Source organism: Bacillus pumilus (genome assembly GCF_038738535.1).
Lineage (GTDB): Bacteria > Bacillota > Bacilli > Bacillales > Bacillaceae > Bacillus.
The window spans coordinates 1,819,541-1,835,941 of sequence record NZ_CP046128.1; the positions used below are offsets into that span (position 1 = coordinate 1,819,541).

A 16,401-nucleotide genomic window follows, 5' to 3' on the forward strand; every position below is an offset into this window, starting at 1 on the left:
AAACAAATGGAGTGGATAACGTGGATATTGCTGATCAGAACTTTGTGAAAAAAATAAATCAAAAGCTATTATTAAAAGAAATTCTCCAGCATGCGCCAATTTCCAGAGCAAAATTATCTGAACGCACTGGATTAAATAAATCGACTGTTTCCTCTCAAGTAAGTACATTAATGAAAGAGCATCTCGTCTATGAGATCGGTCAAGGTGAGTCTAGCGGCGGGAGAAGACCGGTTTTACTGATGTTTAATAAACGTGCTGGCTGCTCCATCGGGATTGATGTCGGCGTTGATTATGTCAACGGCATTTTAACCGACCTCGAAGGGTCCATTCTTCATGAAGAGCAGATCAAGCTCCCATCAAGCTCTCCTGATGTGACCATACGCATTTTAATTGAATTAATACAGCAGTTGATGGCACAAATCCCCTCTTCCCCATACGGGCTCATAGGTATTGGCCTATGTATACCTGGGTTAGTGGATACCGATGAACAAATCGTGTTTACGCCTCATTCCAAATGGAAAAATGTTGACCTGAAAACAACGCTCCAAGACGCTTTCCAAGTACCCGTCTTCATTGAAAATGAAGCAAACGCGGGTGCATATGGTGAAAAAATCTTTGGCGCTGCTAAACACTATGATCATTTGATCTATGCCAGCATCGGCACTGGCATTGGAATCGGGATCATTATCAATCATCATTTATACAGAGGCGCATTCGGCTTTTCTGGTGAAATGGGACATATGACAATCGACTTTAATGGACCAACATGCAGCTGCGGAAACCGTGGATGCTGGGAGCTGTATGCATCTGAGAAAGCCTTGTTTCAGTCCCTTCAAACAAATGATCAGCCCATCTCCCATCAAGACTTGGAACAGCTGGCGACGTTAAATGATATGAAAACGCTCAATGCCCTGCGCAACTTTGGTTTTTACCTTGGCGTCGGTCTCACAAACGTCCTGCATACCTTTAACCCGCAAGCGATTATTTTACGAAACAAGGTGATTGAAGCACAGCCAACGGTTTTACGTGTGATTCAAGAGGAGGTATCCTCAAGGATGGATACGCAATTCAGTTCACATGTAGAGCTGCTTCCTTCGTCATTAGGACACAACGCACCGGTATTAGGGATGACATCTTTAGTCATTGAAGCTTTCCTGCAAGATGCCACCCTCTCACCATGACAGGTTCATAGATAAAAAAGACAGCTCTTAGCGTGTTGTCTTTTTTATTTATCTGTTTCCTCATAACGGAAATAGTTGAAATCAGCAGGAAGACGCTCGCCGCTTGTATCCTGGCACTGCATGCCGACAAATGCCCCTGTAAAAAATCCCCCTCCTCGAATGAAGTCATCGGATAAATGGCTTGATTCAAATGACACATCAATTTCCTTCCATTCTCTTTGATCAAAAGAATAAGAATAGGTATATGTCTCTTTCTGAACGGTCACTTTTAAATACACATACGTGACCTCCTCTGGAATGACGATTTTTTGTGTCAACGGCTGAGAAAAGGAAAGGTTTTGACAGACAGATAGTTCAAGAATGCGGCCAAGTTCCTCGTCATATGTCACCTGAAGCGCTGTCCAATTTTCCGTATTATAATAATTCACAAGACCAGCAGCTTGCTGAAAATTCTCTGGAAAGAACGAAACAGCTGTCTCTGCTTCAAAATAAAAGCTTTGCCAGCGCCTTGCAACGAAAGCTTGAGTAAACTTAGATGTTAGTGATTCCTGTCCGTATAACCTTAAATGCTGAGGTTCTTCCGTTAATGAACCGATCTGATCAGTAAAAGGGATTCTTAATGTTTGGAAGTGTCTATTTAACGTTGATTCTTTAAATTCATCGACTGTATAGTGTGTAGGAGCAAAAACCTTTTCGTTTATCGCTGGCGCTTCAACCTCCAGCGCCCCCTCTTTTCCGCCCACAACATACGGCCAGCCATCCTTCCATTCGAGCTTTTGAATCGCTGTTTCTCTTCCTAAAGGACACCACCCTCTCTGTTGAAAAATAGATTCCTTGCTTGATTGAATGGGGCGGCCAGTGAGATGAGCCAAATACCATTCATTTGTATGCGTTTGAACGATGGAAGCATGCCCGCATTTTTGAAGCGGATGTTCAGGTGCGTGAAAAGCACTTAAAATGGGGTTATCAGGATGAACCTCATAAGGCCCTTCAATCTGCGAGGAACGGGCAATTGTTGCCGCATGCTCGTACCGGGTACCTCCTTCTGCTGTTAATAAATAATAGTAATCACCAATGTGATAAAGATGCGGCGCTTCTGTCAATTTTATCGGCGTGCCTTTAAAAATGACCTTCCGCTGACCAATGAGTTTCTTTTCCGACACGCTATATTCTTGCAGGGCAATACCCGCAAAGGAATGGTGTTTTTCCCTATGATCCCACAGCATATTTAAGACGTATTTCTTGCCGCTTTGGTCATGAAATAAAGAAGGATCAAAGCCAGAGCTATTGAGACGGACCGGCTCACTCCAATCACCATCCACTTCACTTGCCGTGACCAAATAATTATGACCATCTTTAAATGGACCATCCACTACTTTGATATCTGAATAAATGAGCCAAAACTGACCATCTGCATAGCTTAGGCACGGTGCCCATACTCCGCCAGAATCAGGATTCCCCTTCATGTCCAGCTGCGACGTTTTTTGCAAAGGACGCGCAGCAAGCCGCCAATGGACTAAATCCCTCGAATGATAAATTTGCACCCCTGGAAACCATTCAAATGTAGAGACCGCCATGTAATAATCTTCTCCTACACGGCAAATACTTGGGTCCGGGTTAAACCCTTTGAGCACAGGATTGGTAATTTTCATTCAACTTCCTCCTCTTCACGACCTACATTTTAAAATCATCCATATGATCGATATATACTTGATCCCTATTCTCAAGCTCCCTTACAACTTTTTTGTGTTTTTCTTCATCTAGGTTGTAAAAATTAATATCAATCATCGCTAAAATCAGTAAGCATACAGGAATCACCGTTACCGTGATTAAAATGCCAAGTAATGCTTCTGGTGTCTGTATTTGGTTCGCGACATAGCCAAATCGATCGAGTACAAGCCCCGGAACAATCCCGCCTAATGCCATCCCAAATTTAAAGAAGAACCCAATGACTGCGTAGATGAGCCCGCCCATCCTTTTCCCTGTTTTATATTCGCCATATTCAACAGTCTCTGGAATAAGTGCCCACATGTAAGCACCGGCTGTAATACTCCCCGCAGCAGCGACGAGCCTAAAAACAAGTATTAAAGTGATTTGACTCGACGGTATCACAAGTAATGCAAGAAGACCTACGATATTCAGCAATAAAGAATAATTCAGCAGCTTTTTCTTTCCTAACAGCTTGTGCAGCTTAGGAATAAACGGCAGCACCATTAAAGCTGGCAGACTGCCAATGAGTCCGTACCATTTCACTAAATCTTCTCTGCCAAGGTTATACGTCACATAATAGATCCCAACAGAGTTGCTGATCGAGTTCACACCAAAAATAATAATAAAGAAAATGCTTAATACAACAAGCGGACGATTCACTCGCAACTGGACAAAGATATCACTGAATTTAATCTTTTCCTCTGGCTTTTGAAGCGTGACACGTTCATTCGTGCTTTTAAAACAGAAAATCAGTAATGCACCGCCAAGAACGCCGAGAAAAGCCATCGTCATCTGCCAGCCGAGTGCTGTATTTCCTGTCGTATCACTTAAAAAGGTCGCAAGAAAAGGAACAAAAAAAGCCACAACTAGACCGCCTAGATTGGCAAAAACCATACGAACGGACGTAATACTGACAACCTCTTGGTTATTTCTTGTCATTGCGGAAGTTAAAGCACCATAAGGAACGTTGATGAATGTGTATGTAAGCGATAAACCAACATACGTGATGTAGGCATAAATGAGTTTACCCATTTCGGAAAAATCAGGTGTTGTAAAGCAAAGGATGGCAAGTACGACGAAAGGAAACGCACCGAATAACAAGTAAGGTCTGAACCTGCCAAAACGGCTGTTCGTCCGGTCCACCAATGCACCAATAAATGGATCTGCAAGCGCATCGATGGCGCGAACAACCAAAAACATCGTCCCTGCTGCTGCCGCTGATAAACCGTACACATCTGTATAAAAAAATAATAGATACGTAGAGACAGTTGCATAAATCAAATTACATGCGAAATCCCCTGAAGCATATCCCACTTTTTCAGACATACGAATCTTCTTTAAATTCTCACTAACCATGAGCTTTCTCCCTTCTTCACTTAGCCTCTTCTAACGAACAGATGATGGAGGGCAGCAGCAATCAATGCGGGAAATATAAAGCGCTTTCAATTTGTTGTAAAAATGTAGCTGAACATCTCATCCTTTCAGCTTAGCCCATTTAAGCAGCAAATCAGTTGAATGACGGAATCATCTCCTTCAATATAGGAATCAATGCTTGAAATTCACCTTAGTTTATTGACCAAACAAACTAAGATGAATTCATTTTATAAAATCTGATCTGACTTTTCAATATTTTTTGAAAAAATAATCCAAATAATCGATTTCTTGTCATTCATCTTGTAAAATGACATGAAAATCTGAAAGAATTCATTTAATGGTTGCATTCAAGCTCATCCCATGCTATATTAATCAAGCGATGAGCTGAATTGTGTAAGTCGGGTAACATGTCTCTTTGAGACACACACGAATGTGGCGTGTGGTTATTCCGCCTCAATACGCAAAAGACATCTTCTGAGGAAGATGTCTTTTTTCTTACCCTATTTTTGTTCCATTCTCAACCGGTTCATCTGTGGCTAGCAAAACCACGTCTTCTTTTGATGGCACGCCTCCTAAGACAAGCACTTCTGATTTGAACCCTGCAATTCTTCTTGGCGGGAAATTAACGACTGCTACAATTTGTTTGCCGGTAAGATTCTCCGCTGTATAACGCTTTGTCAGCTGAGCACTAGATTGTTTTACACCAATTTCTTCACCAAAATCAATCTTGAGTTTCAACGCAGGCACTCTTGCCTCTGCAAAAAATTCTGCTTCTATGATCGTCCCAACACGAATATCTAACGCCAAAAACTGTTCAATATCTGCCATATGACTCTCTCCCCTTCACGAAAGGTAACGTAATCTATTGATTATCCATTGTAGCACATTCATTTCGTCAAAAAGGAGGTTCAAAAAGCCTATTCAGCGCTAAAATCACCCTTTTAGTTTACATAATAAATTTATAGTCGTGTATTAAATGTTTGCATCCTGAAAATGAATTCAGTAAAATGGCAAATAATCCTACTGCTTCCTCCCGAATATATTGGGGAGGGTTCACACTTGTTTACATTATCGGATATGTGGACGTTTTGCTGGTCGTTTTTCGTCATTCTTCCTATCGTTGCCATCCTGCATCAGCTTGGCCATATTGTGGTCGCGTGGATGTTTGGGGCAAAGGTTTCCTTTGCTCTTGGCAGAGGCAAAAAAGTGTTGAAAGTAGGCGTCGTTGAAATTAGACGAATCTATTTTCTAGATGCATTTTGCCACTATGAAGAAATGAGGAAAAATAACCGATTTTCGCACATTCTTGTCTACTTAGGCGGTTCATTATGCAACCTGCTCAGTGTTCTCATACTGAATACAATGATCGCCAATGATTTCCTGCCAGAGCACCAATTTTTCTATCAATTTGCTTACTTCTCAGTCTACTATGTATTTTTTGCACTGCTGCCAGTCCAGTATGCAGATCATCATCCGAGTGATGGGCAAGCGATTGTGAACATCATTCGGCACGGTGAACCATGTGACATCATTGACTAACATGATGACTTTCGCTGTCAATATGATAATGAATCGTTAAAAAAGGAATACCGAACAGCTTCATTTGGTGTACCGCTGTGAGACTTTGATCTGTCTCCGGCTTCATATGAAAGCTTTCTTCCATTGGCAGTTTCATGGTGATAAATGGCGTATGTAAATACAATCCTTCGTCACCGGTACTGCCTTTTGGACGTGTGCTTTTTAATAGAAAGTCTTCCTTTTCATTAAAAGGCTTTAAAATGGCAGTCAGCTGAGAATACGGAAGCGGCAGCGCAATATTCATATAACCCGCAGCTGCATCGTGATGAAGAGCATAAAGTGCAAAAAAGACTTGCTCCCCTTTTGCGTTATGACGAATCCACGCACGCACATTCTCTCTTTCTTCCTTAGGGTGTTGAAATCTACAAAGGCTTCCCGGCATTTCATAAGGAATACGAGATGACCCCAAATAAAGCTGACCTATTTTCTTAAACACTGGCTGAAGTAAAAAAACAAAAGGCCTCACCCACCAATGAAAGCTGACGGCTGCTTTTAACGTAAAAGCCATAGGGTTCTCATAAAATCTGCGAATCACAGGTGAAACCCGATCAGCTGAAAATGTCGTTCCATTTAATTCATCAAGTGAATCGACTAAACCGAGCTTCTCTCGATCGTGCACTCTTTCCTCTTGAAAAGAGATCAAATGAAAGCGACCATGCACTTTCGAAATCGGAAAATCCTTCTGCTTCAATTGATCCTTCGGTCCTTCGATCACCCAGCCAATTAAACCTGGCAAAATCACAAAAAAAGCATTGATACTGCCATGAAACCAAATCATCTGATCAATGCTGATGTAGGTCACGCGCATAAGCATACCCGCTGAATAAAGAAGAGATAACACGATCGTCCCCATTAAAACAAAGCTAGAAAACACAACAAGACCTTTTGCGAAAGTTAACCGAAATCTTGTTTTCACACAAAGGATTCCATATATGTAGAGGGCAACCACATAAAGAATGACGCTGAACGTATCAAATAGACGGGAGAAGCTAATCCCAACAGCAATCATCACAGGCGACAGCAAAATCACCCAGCCCGCCGCTTTGTATAAAGCTGTCTCCTTTGTTCGCTGTCTCCCTAATAATCCATAAAAAAGCGGGATAAAAAAAGCCGAGTAATGAAAATGAATAGCGGTCAAAAGAACAATGATCGGCGAAAATGTCATCACCTGTATATCTGCTGTGTACAGCCAAAACCAAAGCCCGCCTAAAGCGATATACATCCATGCGCCATCGATCATCAGCTCATGAAGCGGAAAGATTCCTCTTTTCAGCAAACGAGCAAAGCCAAATAACGCCAACAGGAATGTATATAAAAGCCAGCCCGATGCAAACCAGGCGGAATGATAGATAAAAGCAGCGGTTGCACAAAGAGCCGCTAGTGGAAAGGCTTTCATTAAAAAGCCGATCAGCATCCCTGGCTTTTGTTTCTTCCCTTCTTTCTTAAAAAAGTGTAAGGCAGCGGGAAGAAAAAATAGAATCGCCATGAGAACAAAAAATTCTGCTATCGGACCTGTCATCAAACGGGTGGCGATAAAAAAAGACATAAAGATCAGACTGGATGTCAAATGCCACTTATTCATCAGGAGACACCCTTTCTGTAAAACGGCCTTTATATGTAAAAAGAGTACCAAACAGGCGATTTTTCACGTGGACATCAATGGTATATTCACCTGCATGCTCATCGTAGCCTTCCGTTACATCTGACACACCATAAAGCCATGAAGGCAGCGGCCATTCCCTGCCGAACATCAAAAACTTCTGCCGGCCGGATTGAATACGCAGGAAACCATGCTTTGTTACTGTAAAATGAAGCTCTGACACAAGAAGTCTAGGCTTTCCAAAGTAGTCTAGTACTGTATGACTCTTCTGTTCAATGATCATATCTGCATCAAAGTGCCGCTCCTGCTTTGGGAAATAAAACGTTCGATACCAGTGCATCCCTTCCTCCCCCTTATTTGTCACAAAGGGCTCATTGACAATTTGGAAAGGAATATCTTTTCCTCTCTCAGGGAAAAAACAGCGAAACAATGGACCAATTCTGAAGATCAATCGAATGAGTCTTGACCCGCCGCCTATCTCCTCCATGGTGCCTTCAGCAGAAAACGCGCGGTTGTATCTCTCTTTTAGTTTTGGATGCAGCTTATCGTAATCCTTTACTTGATGACGATGAACGACCATGTCTACCTCCCCTTTTTCGTTTGATGGAAAATACATCTATACAATCTCTTAAATTGATCATACCTGCAATCGACAAGATGAAAAATGCACTCATCACAAGCGGCTCATGAAGCGTCGTTTGCGGGGATAGGATCCCTATACAAAGCATGATCAGAAAAAAAATGCTTTGTAGAATGAAAAGATATTTTTTTGACAGCTTAGGAATCAGCCATGATACACCTAAAAGCGCATAAAACAATCGAAATCCCATGCTATGATCAAAAGCAGAATGTGAAAAAGGGATGACCGCTTGGCATAGCCAGACGATGGCAAACAGCAAACAAATCCCGTAATGAGCAAGTGTTCTCTCTAGTAATAACCGAGGATGCGTTCCCTTTTCAAGCCACGTCTTTAAAGCGCCAAAACTAAAGGCCGTCATAAATCCTATCATCGGGCGAAAAAGAATCCGGTCTGCCCATGTCCAACCTTTTCCTTCTTTCGTTTCGTAATCAAATTGAGTTTGAAATACAATGTGATCGCTTGTTTTCATATACTTCCAGTAGCCGCTGCCTTCTTTGATAAAAGACAATGGGTGCGACGATTTGAAATTGAGTGAGGATGCCCGGTCATTCCGTTCATCCATCATTCTTGTTCGATACGCTCCTGTCCCTGTGACACTTAAACCAAACCCAAGATGCTTTTCATACAAAAAGGATTGGGGCTGTTCATTTTGGGGTTCATTTAATGAAATGGTTGAAAAACGCAAATCCCACTGTTCATGAAGCTTTGGATTTTGCGTATATTCCCAGACTTTCTCTATAGGTGCATGAATGGTTGTTTCCACATAAACAGGCTTTCTTTTCATCTGCCTCTACTCCTCTATGTGAATTATTTCACATAACAAGCATACCATGTTTCACAAAACTGTCAAATCTTTATTCGTTTTCTGTTAAAAAAATTCTTCAAGACGGCCGCCCTTTTAAGATATCGATTCACTGCAAAAAAAGACCTGTCAATGAGACAGATCTTCTTTTTGCAACACACCTGAGATATAAAGCCTGACCGCATAGCTCACACTGTCTTCAAGCTGTTCTTTTCGTTGAAATCCCTTTTTATTTGAAATATCACCGAAGCCGTGCAATAAGCTTCTTAGTCCTCTTACCACATGTGTCATCTCTTCTTCTTTTACACCAAAGCGGGACATGATGGATTGGACAAATTCAGCAAGGCGCTCTGCCTCGCTTCTTACTTTTTTCTCATCCATATGTGAAAAGGCAGCTTCATAGAGGCCTGGATGTTCCCGGACAAATTCAACATACTGCCTGGCGAAGGCTAAAACAGCTTCTTCTTTATCCAGCCCCTCTGTTACGTGTATGCCTTCTTCACAAAGCATGGACAGCCCTTTTACTGCGAGTGCCGCCTGAATCTCATGAAGACCGGATACGTGATTATAAAGGGAAGGCGGTCTGATGTTCAGCCTTTTAGACAATGTAGCAATGGTCAATGCAGAAAACCCCTCTTCATCAACAAATGCAGCTGCTGTATCCATAATTTTTTCTTGCGTGATACCCATTCTTGGAGACACGGTTTACTGCTCCCCTTTCTTCAGCTGCTGCTGCCTTTTACGAACGGCAGCTTGCAGCTTTTCATGAGGTTTTATGATGAGATCGCCATGTCCTGCAGCAAGACAGGATAAGCGAAGTGCCAGTAATTTTTCGGCACTTTTGAGTGCGGTTTCTGCATCCCATGTAGCAAAGGCCGGGAACGGAAAGGTCCAGCGAAATTCACCCGTTACTGATAAGCCGCCTTTTGTTACAAGGGCATCCCCAGCAATCACAACTCCTGACCTTCCATCGTATAAGGAAATGCTGCCAGGTGTGTGCCCTGGTGTCGCAATGACTTTCAGCGGCCCAATCTCATCTCCTTCTTCGACAAGCACATCCGGTTTTGTGTGAATATTTCTCGAAAAACTGCCTTTGATTTTTTGCTGGGGTTCGCCAGGAAGCAAGGATAAGTCACCCTCAAATAGGCGGGCATCGCGTTTTGATAAATAGACGACTGCCTCTGGAAAAACTTTTTTCACTTCATCTAATGCGCCTATATGATCCATATGACTATGGGTGAGAATAATTTTGTGTATGGGTTTGTTCTTTTGACGGGCAAATTCGATGATCGGCTTTGCTGCCATTTTTAAAGCAGCATCAATTAAGATGAGCCCATTCTCTTCCTCAAATACATAACAATTTACCGGAAATAATCGCGGCATCAATGTGAGCTGGTGCAGACGGTCAAAAGTTGTCAATCTCATCAAGTGTCCCCCCAAAACTAATGTTGTTAGTTTTATATTAACTAATACTATTAGTTTTAGCAACTATTTTTTCATCGACCGCAATATAAATATCGATTTGCGCTTCTTTTGGATCAATAGACCTTTCATCGTACCATTCAAAATCCCCTGTATATGTGCGAAAATAACGCTGATCCCAATTCCAAATCTGCTGCCATGTTTCAAGCACAACTTCTTCAATCGGCCCCTTTCTCGTTCGAAATCTTGCGTACGTGGACGAGGGAATCTCTTTTACATGTTCTAAGTGCTGATCCACAAAGTGTCCCGCTGTGAATAAATAAGAGCCATGCTCATCTTTTTCATAATCTGAATACAGCCCTATGACGGGCGCTTGTCCCCCGTGAAGCTGCTGCGCAAAAAATTGCTGCCAAAGAGGTGCAATCTTCCGCTCTTTTGTCAGCTCCATTTCGTTTGTTGTTCGAACAGACAACCCTTTCATCCATTGTTTCTCTAATGTCACGATATCGTACATACATTCTCATCTCCTTTTTTTCTATCATATAAAAAGAAACCTGACAACATTGTGTCAAGTTTCCATTCGTTTGAGAAATTGTTTCAACTGGAGATCAAACGCTTCTTTGACATGCTTCGGGGAAAGAATGTCGACATCTGGACCTAAATGGAATAGGAAACTATTTAACCAATCATCTTGAGGTACAGTGATGGTGGCAAGATAGCTTCCGTCTGAACATACGTTCAATTCGTTCTCATCCACCCATTCCTTCACTTTGCCCACTGATGCTTCCGTTAACCTGAGCGTGACAGAGCTGACCGATGGTTGTTCTTGCCAAGAGTCATTCCAAGGCTTCTCTTCGTTTTTGATTCTTTTCGGTTGGAAATATCCTGAAATGGTGACAAGACCCGTCATTCTGGTCAGTTTGAACAGACGAAAAGCTTTTTTCACACAACAAAACGCATACAAATACCAATGCCTTCCTTTTAAAACAAGCGTATAAGGCTCCACTTTGCGTGGAAGTGTTTCGCCTTTCGCATTGCGATAGGTGAACTGAATATATTGGTGCGCTGAGGCAGCTGTATGGATGAGCTGGAGCTTCTGCTCAGCCTGGCTGTCTTTTCCCCAGGAGCTTAAATCAATGAAGACATGATGCTGTTTTTCGCTCTCACCCGTATGCGTGGGAATGAGCGATTTGATTTTTTTCAGTACATGCTCACTTTCTTTAAAGGAGTACGCACTCGTCATGCTTTCGAGGGCTGTTAAAATGACCTCGATGTCATCATCGGTAAATAATTTTTTCTCTAAACGATAGTCCTCAACAAGTGAAATGCCTCCACCTGCTCCTTGGGTTGTCACAATAGGGATTCCCGCTTGATTGATGGTATCAATATCACGATAAATGGTCCTCACGCTCACTTCGTGGAGTTCAGCAAGATCTTTCGCCTGTACTTGCTTCTTGCTAATGAGCAGCATCACAATAGATAAAATGCGGTCGATTTTCATGACTTTTCCTCTTTTTCATAAATGTAGGTTTTGTTTTGATAAAAAAAGAAAGAATGGTAAAGATAAGTAACAGCCAGCATTCGTTTACATCCCTGCACGTGCAGGAGGAGGTTGCATCATGACACATAACGTGTGGCAGTTGTTCATGATTGGGAGCATTATGTTGATCTGCATCATGATTCGAATGAATCGAATGAGACGCTATCAGCTTGTACGCCCCATCAGTCTTTTGATGAGAATGTATATCTTTGGTCTCTCTGCCCTTATTCTCCTATCAGAAGGATGGCAAAATCACAGTATCTTCATCTATGCCGCTATTGGCATGCTTTTTGGAAGCAGCCTGGCTATTCATGCCTATCAGACGATTCGAATGAAAGAAGAAAATGGCCGGCTGTATATGAAAACGAGTAAATGGATTGAAAGCTTCATTTTATGTTTGTTTTTATCCAGGCTTAGTTTTAAGCTGGTTGAGCTGACAAACCATTCGATGACCAAGATCAGTGTCGTTGAACTATATCAGCATATCGTGAGCGATGATGCGATGACCATGCTCAGCTTTTTTCTTTTAGCTGCTTACTATGTTGTTTTTTCTTATCACATGATGAAAGCAAGTAAACGATCGACACATGTGCATCATGCATAAAAACCTTCCTATAGGCGTAGGAAGGTTTTTTATTAATCGTGCTGTGCATGGTGAATCATCTGTTCAAGCACTTCCATCACATGCTGATCTTCAGGGCTGTAAAAAATCGAGGTCCCTGCTCGTCTAGATTTCACGAGACGAAGGTTTTTTAAAAAGCGCAGCTGATGAGAAACGGTTGATTGCATGAGATTCAGTGTTTCTGCTATATCATTTACCGAGTGTTCACCTTGAGACAGCAGGTGCAGAATTCGAATACGAGTCGGATCAGATAAAGCTTTAAAGGTTTGGGAGACAAGAAATAGACTTTCTTCATCCAGCTCCATCCGTTCCTGTTCTTGATTTGTATTCAGTTCTTCCTTCATTTTGCTTCACCTTTCTTGTCCGTCAAATCACGACTTATTCTCTGTATCATCATATACCAAAACGTCCGGCATGCAAAGCGGGCACACTTTAGAAAAAAGATTTACTCAAATAGCATTGACACTTGGTAGCATTCTTTTTAAAATGAGCATTATTTATTCATTTTTTTAGAGGAGCTGATAGGCAAATTGACTGAAGAGCCAAGACTAAAACGCAGCCTGACTGTCTTTCCACTTGTTGTGATCGGGCTTGCTTATATGGATCCACTTGTCGTATTTGATTCATACGGCATTGTTGCTCAGCTGACGAAAGGACACGTCGCTGCAGCTTATATATTTACGTTACTTGCATTACTATTGACAGCGCTTAGCTATGGGAATATGGTGAAGGCTTTTCCAAAAGCAGGATCTGCTTATACATATGCGCAAAAAAGTATTCATCCTCATGTCGGCTTCCTTGTGGGCTGGACACTTTTACTGGATTATTTATTTTTGCCTATGGTGAATTTTGCGATCGGAAGTGCTTATTTAACCGCAGCCTTTCCTGATGTACCTCATTACATTTGGATCATCATACTTGCTATCGCCATAACGACTGTCAATGTAATCGGTATTCGGCTTACAGCCAACATCACGGCACTATTTGTGACCTTCCAGGTCATTGTCGCCGTCACTTTTGTTGGGTTTGTTATTTATGGGCTCACACAAAACGCTGGAAGTGGAGAATTATTGTCCGCCCGGCCTTTTTATTCAGCGAGCTTAGAACCAGCGCTTATTTTTTCAGGAGCGACCATTTTATGTTTTTCGTTTCTAGGATTTGATGCAATTTCGACCATGTCTGAGGAAACCATTAAGCCAAAAAAGACGATCCCACTTGCCATCTTCTTAACCGTCGCCATTGGAGGCGTACTGTTTACCTTGACGTCTTATTTTTTGCAGCAGGTATTTCCAAATTTTCAACAGTTCAAGCATCCCGATGCTGCCTCACTTGAAATTGCGGAATTTGTGGGGGGCGCATTTCTCCACTCGTTCTTTTTAGCTGGCACAATGGTCGCTGTCATCTCTTCTTCCTTATCGTCACATGCAAGTGCAGCAAGGCTGTTATATGCAATGGGTAGAGATGAGTCGTTACCGAAGCGTTTCTTCGGATATATTCATCCGAGATTAAAAACCCCTGTTTTTAATATTTTATTAATTGGTGCTTTCTCCTTAACCGCAGTCGTTGGCGAACTTGAAGTCATTTATTCCTTTATCAGCTTCGGCGCGTTGATTGGATTCACTTTTGTGAACTTGTCTGTTTTTGCGTACTATTTCGTCAGACAAAAACAAAGAGGTGTACTCAATACATTGAGATACGCATTGATCCCTCTGTGCGGGACGGCCTTTTGTATTTGGCTGTTAACGAGCATCAGTACAAATGCATTAATCATTGGTATGCTTTGGCTGATTATCGGTTTTGTTTATTTCTGCTACAGATTGAAAACAAGACCCGAATTTACATTTGGGTATGATTGATTATAAGGTTTTCACTTGGTATCCTGTGCAGGATATGGCATAATAAAAAGGCTGTACTTCCCTTTTAAAAGCGGGGCAAAACAGGGGTGAACTGACCTTGAAAAAGAAAAAAACAGGATGTTTTGCCATTTCAGGCTGCTTCACGATTTTTCTGTTTGTTTTCGTATTAGCAGCCATTGTCATGTCCTTTAATCAAAAGGAATTAAAAAAGCTGCCGATTGATACGGAATCAATTGTTTTGTCGAGATTGGATGATTACAAGCCGCTTGTAGAAACAGAGCTAAGAGATCAAGATTTAGATCAATATACCGCGTTAATCCTCGGTATGATGTATCAAGAATCAAAAGGCAGAGGCGGAGATCCAATGCAGTCCTCTGAATCTCTTGGTTTGAAACGAAATGAAATCAATGACCCTCAGAAAAGCATTAGACAAGGAGTCCATCATTTTTCTACTATGTACAAGCATGGGAAGAAAAAAGGCGTTGATTTGGAAACCATTATTCAAAGCTATAATATGGGAATCGGCTATATTGATTTTGTTGCAAAAAACGGGGGAAAACATTCCGAGAAATTGGCAAAGCAATACTCCAAAAAGCAAGTGAAACAAAACCCCGAAGTCTATACGTGCGGAGGCAACAAAGATAACTTCCGCTATCCGTATTGCTACGGTGATTTCACTTATGCTGAAAAAGTAAAAGAAAAAACGAAAACAGTTGAAGAAAAGATGAAATTGGCTTCATCATCCACACCATCATCGTAAAAAAACATTTCTCATTGGTATAATCAGTACTAACATAGTTTGATTATATCAATGAGAAAAATGCTACACACAAATCTTTAGTGATAAAATTTTCACAAAGTCGGCTTAATACAGTTCATTCTAATGTAAAATCCCTATTTTTTCTTTCAAATAGTGGGAGCCTCGAAAAACTGATTAATTTATTTCTTAAATTATCCCAGTTAGTTTCCAAATCTGATACTGTATTTACATACTTTTCATTCTTCATAGTTTCAGTCATAGCATATTCTGTATGGAATTTTGAATTATAATATTCTTCAGCATACATTGCTCCATCTAGGAGCTTTTTTACTAGTTTCTCTTCACTATCCCCACTGCGATAATTTATTTTGTAAATACCATTATCTATACTCTCTACAATTGAAGTTAGTATTAGGACAAATCGCGCTACACTTGGTAAGTGTGTCCTATCAGTCGAATACTCTTCATCATTCAATATATGTTGTGAAATTAAAAAATTACTTCTAATTGCAAAAGACCACCAAAAAAACAAATCAATTGGCTTTATCAATAAAGCGGGATCAACTCTTTCTTCAAAATGATTATATAATATTAATAAATATCTAAAACTATCTGTACCTGCAAAAAAGTCAGCATCCATTTCCATAGTTTTAATATCTAATGGAGATATATTATTAGTTCTTCTATTAATGTAATACATAGGGATATAACTTAAATCGTTATTATTCAAATATTGACAATGACCGTTGAGTAAATGCCCTAATTCATGAGTTAAAATGAATCTGGATACAAAAACAGTAAGAAAACTTGCTAAATTATAATCTATTGTTTCATTATTTAATATTATCCCCTCCTTATTTTCATCTTGTAAAAGAAGCAAGAATGATACATCATCTCCTTGTTTTTTGCTTATTTTAAAATGTAAATCATTTATAAACTTGTGGTTTAATTCTTCTGCAAAACCAATAAAATAATCAAAAAAATTGCTAATTACTCCTGTATTTATTTCTATATGGTCAATATTATCTTTACACCAAGCTTTTCCGCCTAAACGTCCATCATTTTTTATAAAGAATTTTAATTGAGTTTCTGAAAGAGACATATCTTTTCTTGAAGTATTTTTCATTATATCTTGATAGCCTTCATAAATAGATTGTGCTCTTTTTTGAATATCACTATAAAAAACTTCTTTGTTCCTCATTAAAACACCTACTTATACTAATTTTGAATATATTAATCTTTTGGATTCAAGATTATTGAAATATTTTTTAATTCATAATTATAACTTATAAGGTATTTATTTACAACATAAGACC

At 40.5% G+C, this 16,401-nt stretch carries 17 protein-coding genes; 5 read left to right on the forward strand and 12 right to left on the reverse strand.

What is annotated here, in order from left to right; genetic code table 11:
* Positions 1 to 20 precede the first annotated feature (20 nt).
* On the forward strand, positions 21 to 1,181 hold the full coding sequence (gene xylR, locus GKC25_RS08960) for a transcriptional repressor XylR (protein WP_342689763.1): 1,161 nt from the start codon (positions 21 to 23) through the stop codon (positions 1,179 to 1,181).
* Positions 1,182 to 1,225: 44 nt separating this feature from the next.
* On the opposite strand, the gene GKC25_RS08965 is transcribed toward xylR, so the two are convergent.
* The 3 genes from GKC25_RS08965 to csaA all read right to left on the reverse strand — a co-directional run bounded on the left by GKC25_RS08965 (position 1,226) and on the right by csaA (position 5,093).
* Positions 1,226 to 2,833 (reverse strand): glycoside hydrolase family 43 protein, encoded by a 1,608-nt coding sequence (locus tag GKC25_RS08965; protein WP_342689764.1) that lies wholly within the window; start codon positions 2,831 to 2,833, stop codon positions 1,226 to 1,228.
* Positions 2,834 to 2,855: 22 nt separating this feature from the next.
* Positions 2,856 to 4,247 (reverse strand): MFS transporter, encoded by a 1,392-nt coding sequence (locus GKC25_RS08970; protein WP_106037685.1) that lies wholly within the window; start codon positions 4,245 to 4,247, stop codon positions 2,856 to 2,858.
* Between the two features lie 513 nt (positions 4,248 to 4,760).
* Entirely contained in the window at positions 4,761 to 5,093 is a 333-nt protein-coding gene (csaA, locus tag GKC25_RS08975) for a chaperone CsaA (protein ID WP_187703913.1), read from the reverse strand.
* Between the two features lie 231 nt (positions 5,094 to 5,324).
* On the opposite strand from csaA, the gene GKC25_RS08980 reads away from it, so the two are divergent.
* Positions 5,325 to 5,804 carry a site-2 protease family protein gene (locus tag GKC25_RS08980; protein ID WP_034660901.1) on the forward strand — a complete coding sequence of 160 codons (480 nt, stop codon included), beginning with the start codon at positions 5,325 to 5,327 and terminating at the stop codon, positions 5,802 to 5,804.
* Here GKC25_RS08980 and GKC25_RS08985 read toward each other — a convergent pair.
* From GKC25_RS08985 to GKC25_RS09015, 7 genes are all read right to left on the reverse strand, one after another.
* Complete coding sequence (locus GKC25_RS08985; RefSeq protein ID WP_095285279.1) at positions 5,794 to 7,425, reverse strand: YndJ family protein; 1,632 nt, start codon at positions 7,423 to 7,425, stop codon at positions 5,794 to 5,796. The two genes, GKC25_RS08980 and GKC25_RS08985, sit on opposite strands and share 11 nt — an antisense overlap.
* Positions 7,418 to 8,023 (reverse strand): DUF4166 domain-containing protein, encoded by a 606-nt coding sequence (locus GKC25_RS08990; protein WP_095285280.1) that lies wholly within the window; start codon positions 8,021 to 8,023, stop codon positions 7,418 to 7,420. Before GKC25_RS08990 ends, GKC25_RS08985 begins: the two co-directional genes overlap by 8 nt.
* Positions 7,986 to 8,867: a hypothetical protein gene (locus GKC25_RS08995; RefSeq protein ID WP_095285281.1), complete on the reverse strand. Its 882-nt coding sequence runs from the start codon at positions 8,865 to 8,867 to the stop codon at positions 7,986 to 7,988. The genes GKC25_RS08990 and GKC25_RS08995 overlap by 38 nt, the downstream gene beginning before the upstream one ends.
* 147 nt (positions 8,868 to 9,014) lie before the next feature.
* A complete protein-coding gene (locus GKC25_RS09000; protein WP_034660905.1) occupies positions 9,015 to 9,587 on the reverse strand; it encodes a TetR/AcrR family transcriptional regulator in 573 nt (190 codons plus the stop codon).
* 3 nt (positions 9,588 to 9,590) lie between these two features.
* Complete coding sequence (locus tag GKC25_RS09005) at positions 9,591 to 10,310, reverse strand: MBL fold metallo-hydrolase (protein WP_342689765.1); 720 nt, start codon at positions 10,308 to 10,310, stop codon at positions 9,591 to 9,593.
* A 37-nt stretch (positions 10,311 to 10,347) separates the two neighbouring features.
* The gene (locus tag GKC25_RS09010) at positions 10,348 to 10,821 is read right to left on the reverse strand and encodes a GyrI-like domain-containing protein (RefSeq protein WP_034660907.1); all 474 of its coding nucleotides are present in this window, start codon (positions 10,819 to 10,821) and stop codon (positions 10,348 to 10,350) included.
* A 54-nt stretch (positions 10,822 to 10,875) separates the two neighbouring features.
* Positions 10,876 to 11,808 (reverse strand): helix-turn-helix transcriptional regulator, encoded by a 933-nt coding sequence (locus GKC25_RS09015; RefSeq protein ID WP_034660908.1) that lies wholly within the window; start codon positions 11,806 to 11,808, stop codon positions 10,876 to 10,878.
* 118 nt (positions 11,809 to 11,926) lie between these two features.
* Here GKC25_RS09015 and GKC25_RS09020 point away from each other — a divergent pair, with 118 nt between their 5' ends.
* The gene (locus tag GKC25_RS09020) at positions 11,927 to 12,451 is read left to right on the forward strand and encodes a mother cell-specific membrane sporulation protein (protein WP_066030776.1); all 525 of its coding nucleotides are present in this window, start codon (positions 11,927 to 11,929) and stop codon (positions 12,449 to 12,451) included.
* A 32-nt stretch (positions 12,452 to 12,483) separates the two neighbouring features.
* Here the strand turns inward: GKC25_RS09020 and czrA are convergent, their stop codons facing one another.
* Positions 12,484 to 12,813 (reverse strand): Zn(II)-responsive metalloregulatory transcriptional repressor CzrA, encoded by a 330-nt coding sequence (gene czrA, locus GKC25_RS09025; protein WP_007500691.1) that lies wholly within the window; start codon positions 12,811 to 12,813, stop codon positions 12,484 to 12,486.
* A 186-nt stretch (positions 12,814 to 12,999) separates the two neighbouring features.
* Here czrA and GKC25_RS09030 point away from each other — a divergent pair, with 186 nt between their 5' ends.
* Together GKC25_RS09030 and GKC25_RS09035 are read left to right on the forward strand one after the other, a co-directional pair.
* On the forward strand, positions 13,000 to 14,325 hold the full coding sequence (locus tag GKC25_RS09030) for an APC family permease (RefSeq protein WP_034660910.1): 1,326 nt from the start codon (positions 13,000 to 13,002) through the stop codon (positions 14,323 to 14,325).
* A gap of 97 nt (positions 14,326 to 14,422) precedes the next feature.
* Positions 14,423 to 15,085: a lysozyme family protein gene (locus tag GKC25_RS09035; protein ID WP_034660911.1), complete on the forward strand. Its 663-nt coding sequence runs from the start codon at positions 14,423 to 14,425 to the stop codon at positions 15,083 to 15,085.
* 115 nt (positions 15,086 to 15,200) lie between these two features.
* Here GKC25_RS09035 and GKC25_RS09040 read toward each other — a convergent pair whose 3' ends face one another.
* Complete coding sequence (locus GKC25_RS09040; protein ID WP_034660912.1) at positions 15,201 to 16,286, reverse strand: hypothetical protein; 1,086 nt, start codon at positions 16,284 to 16,286, stop codon at positions 15,201 to 15,203.
* Between the last annotated feature and the right edge of the window lie 115 nt (positions 16,287 to 16,401).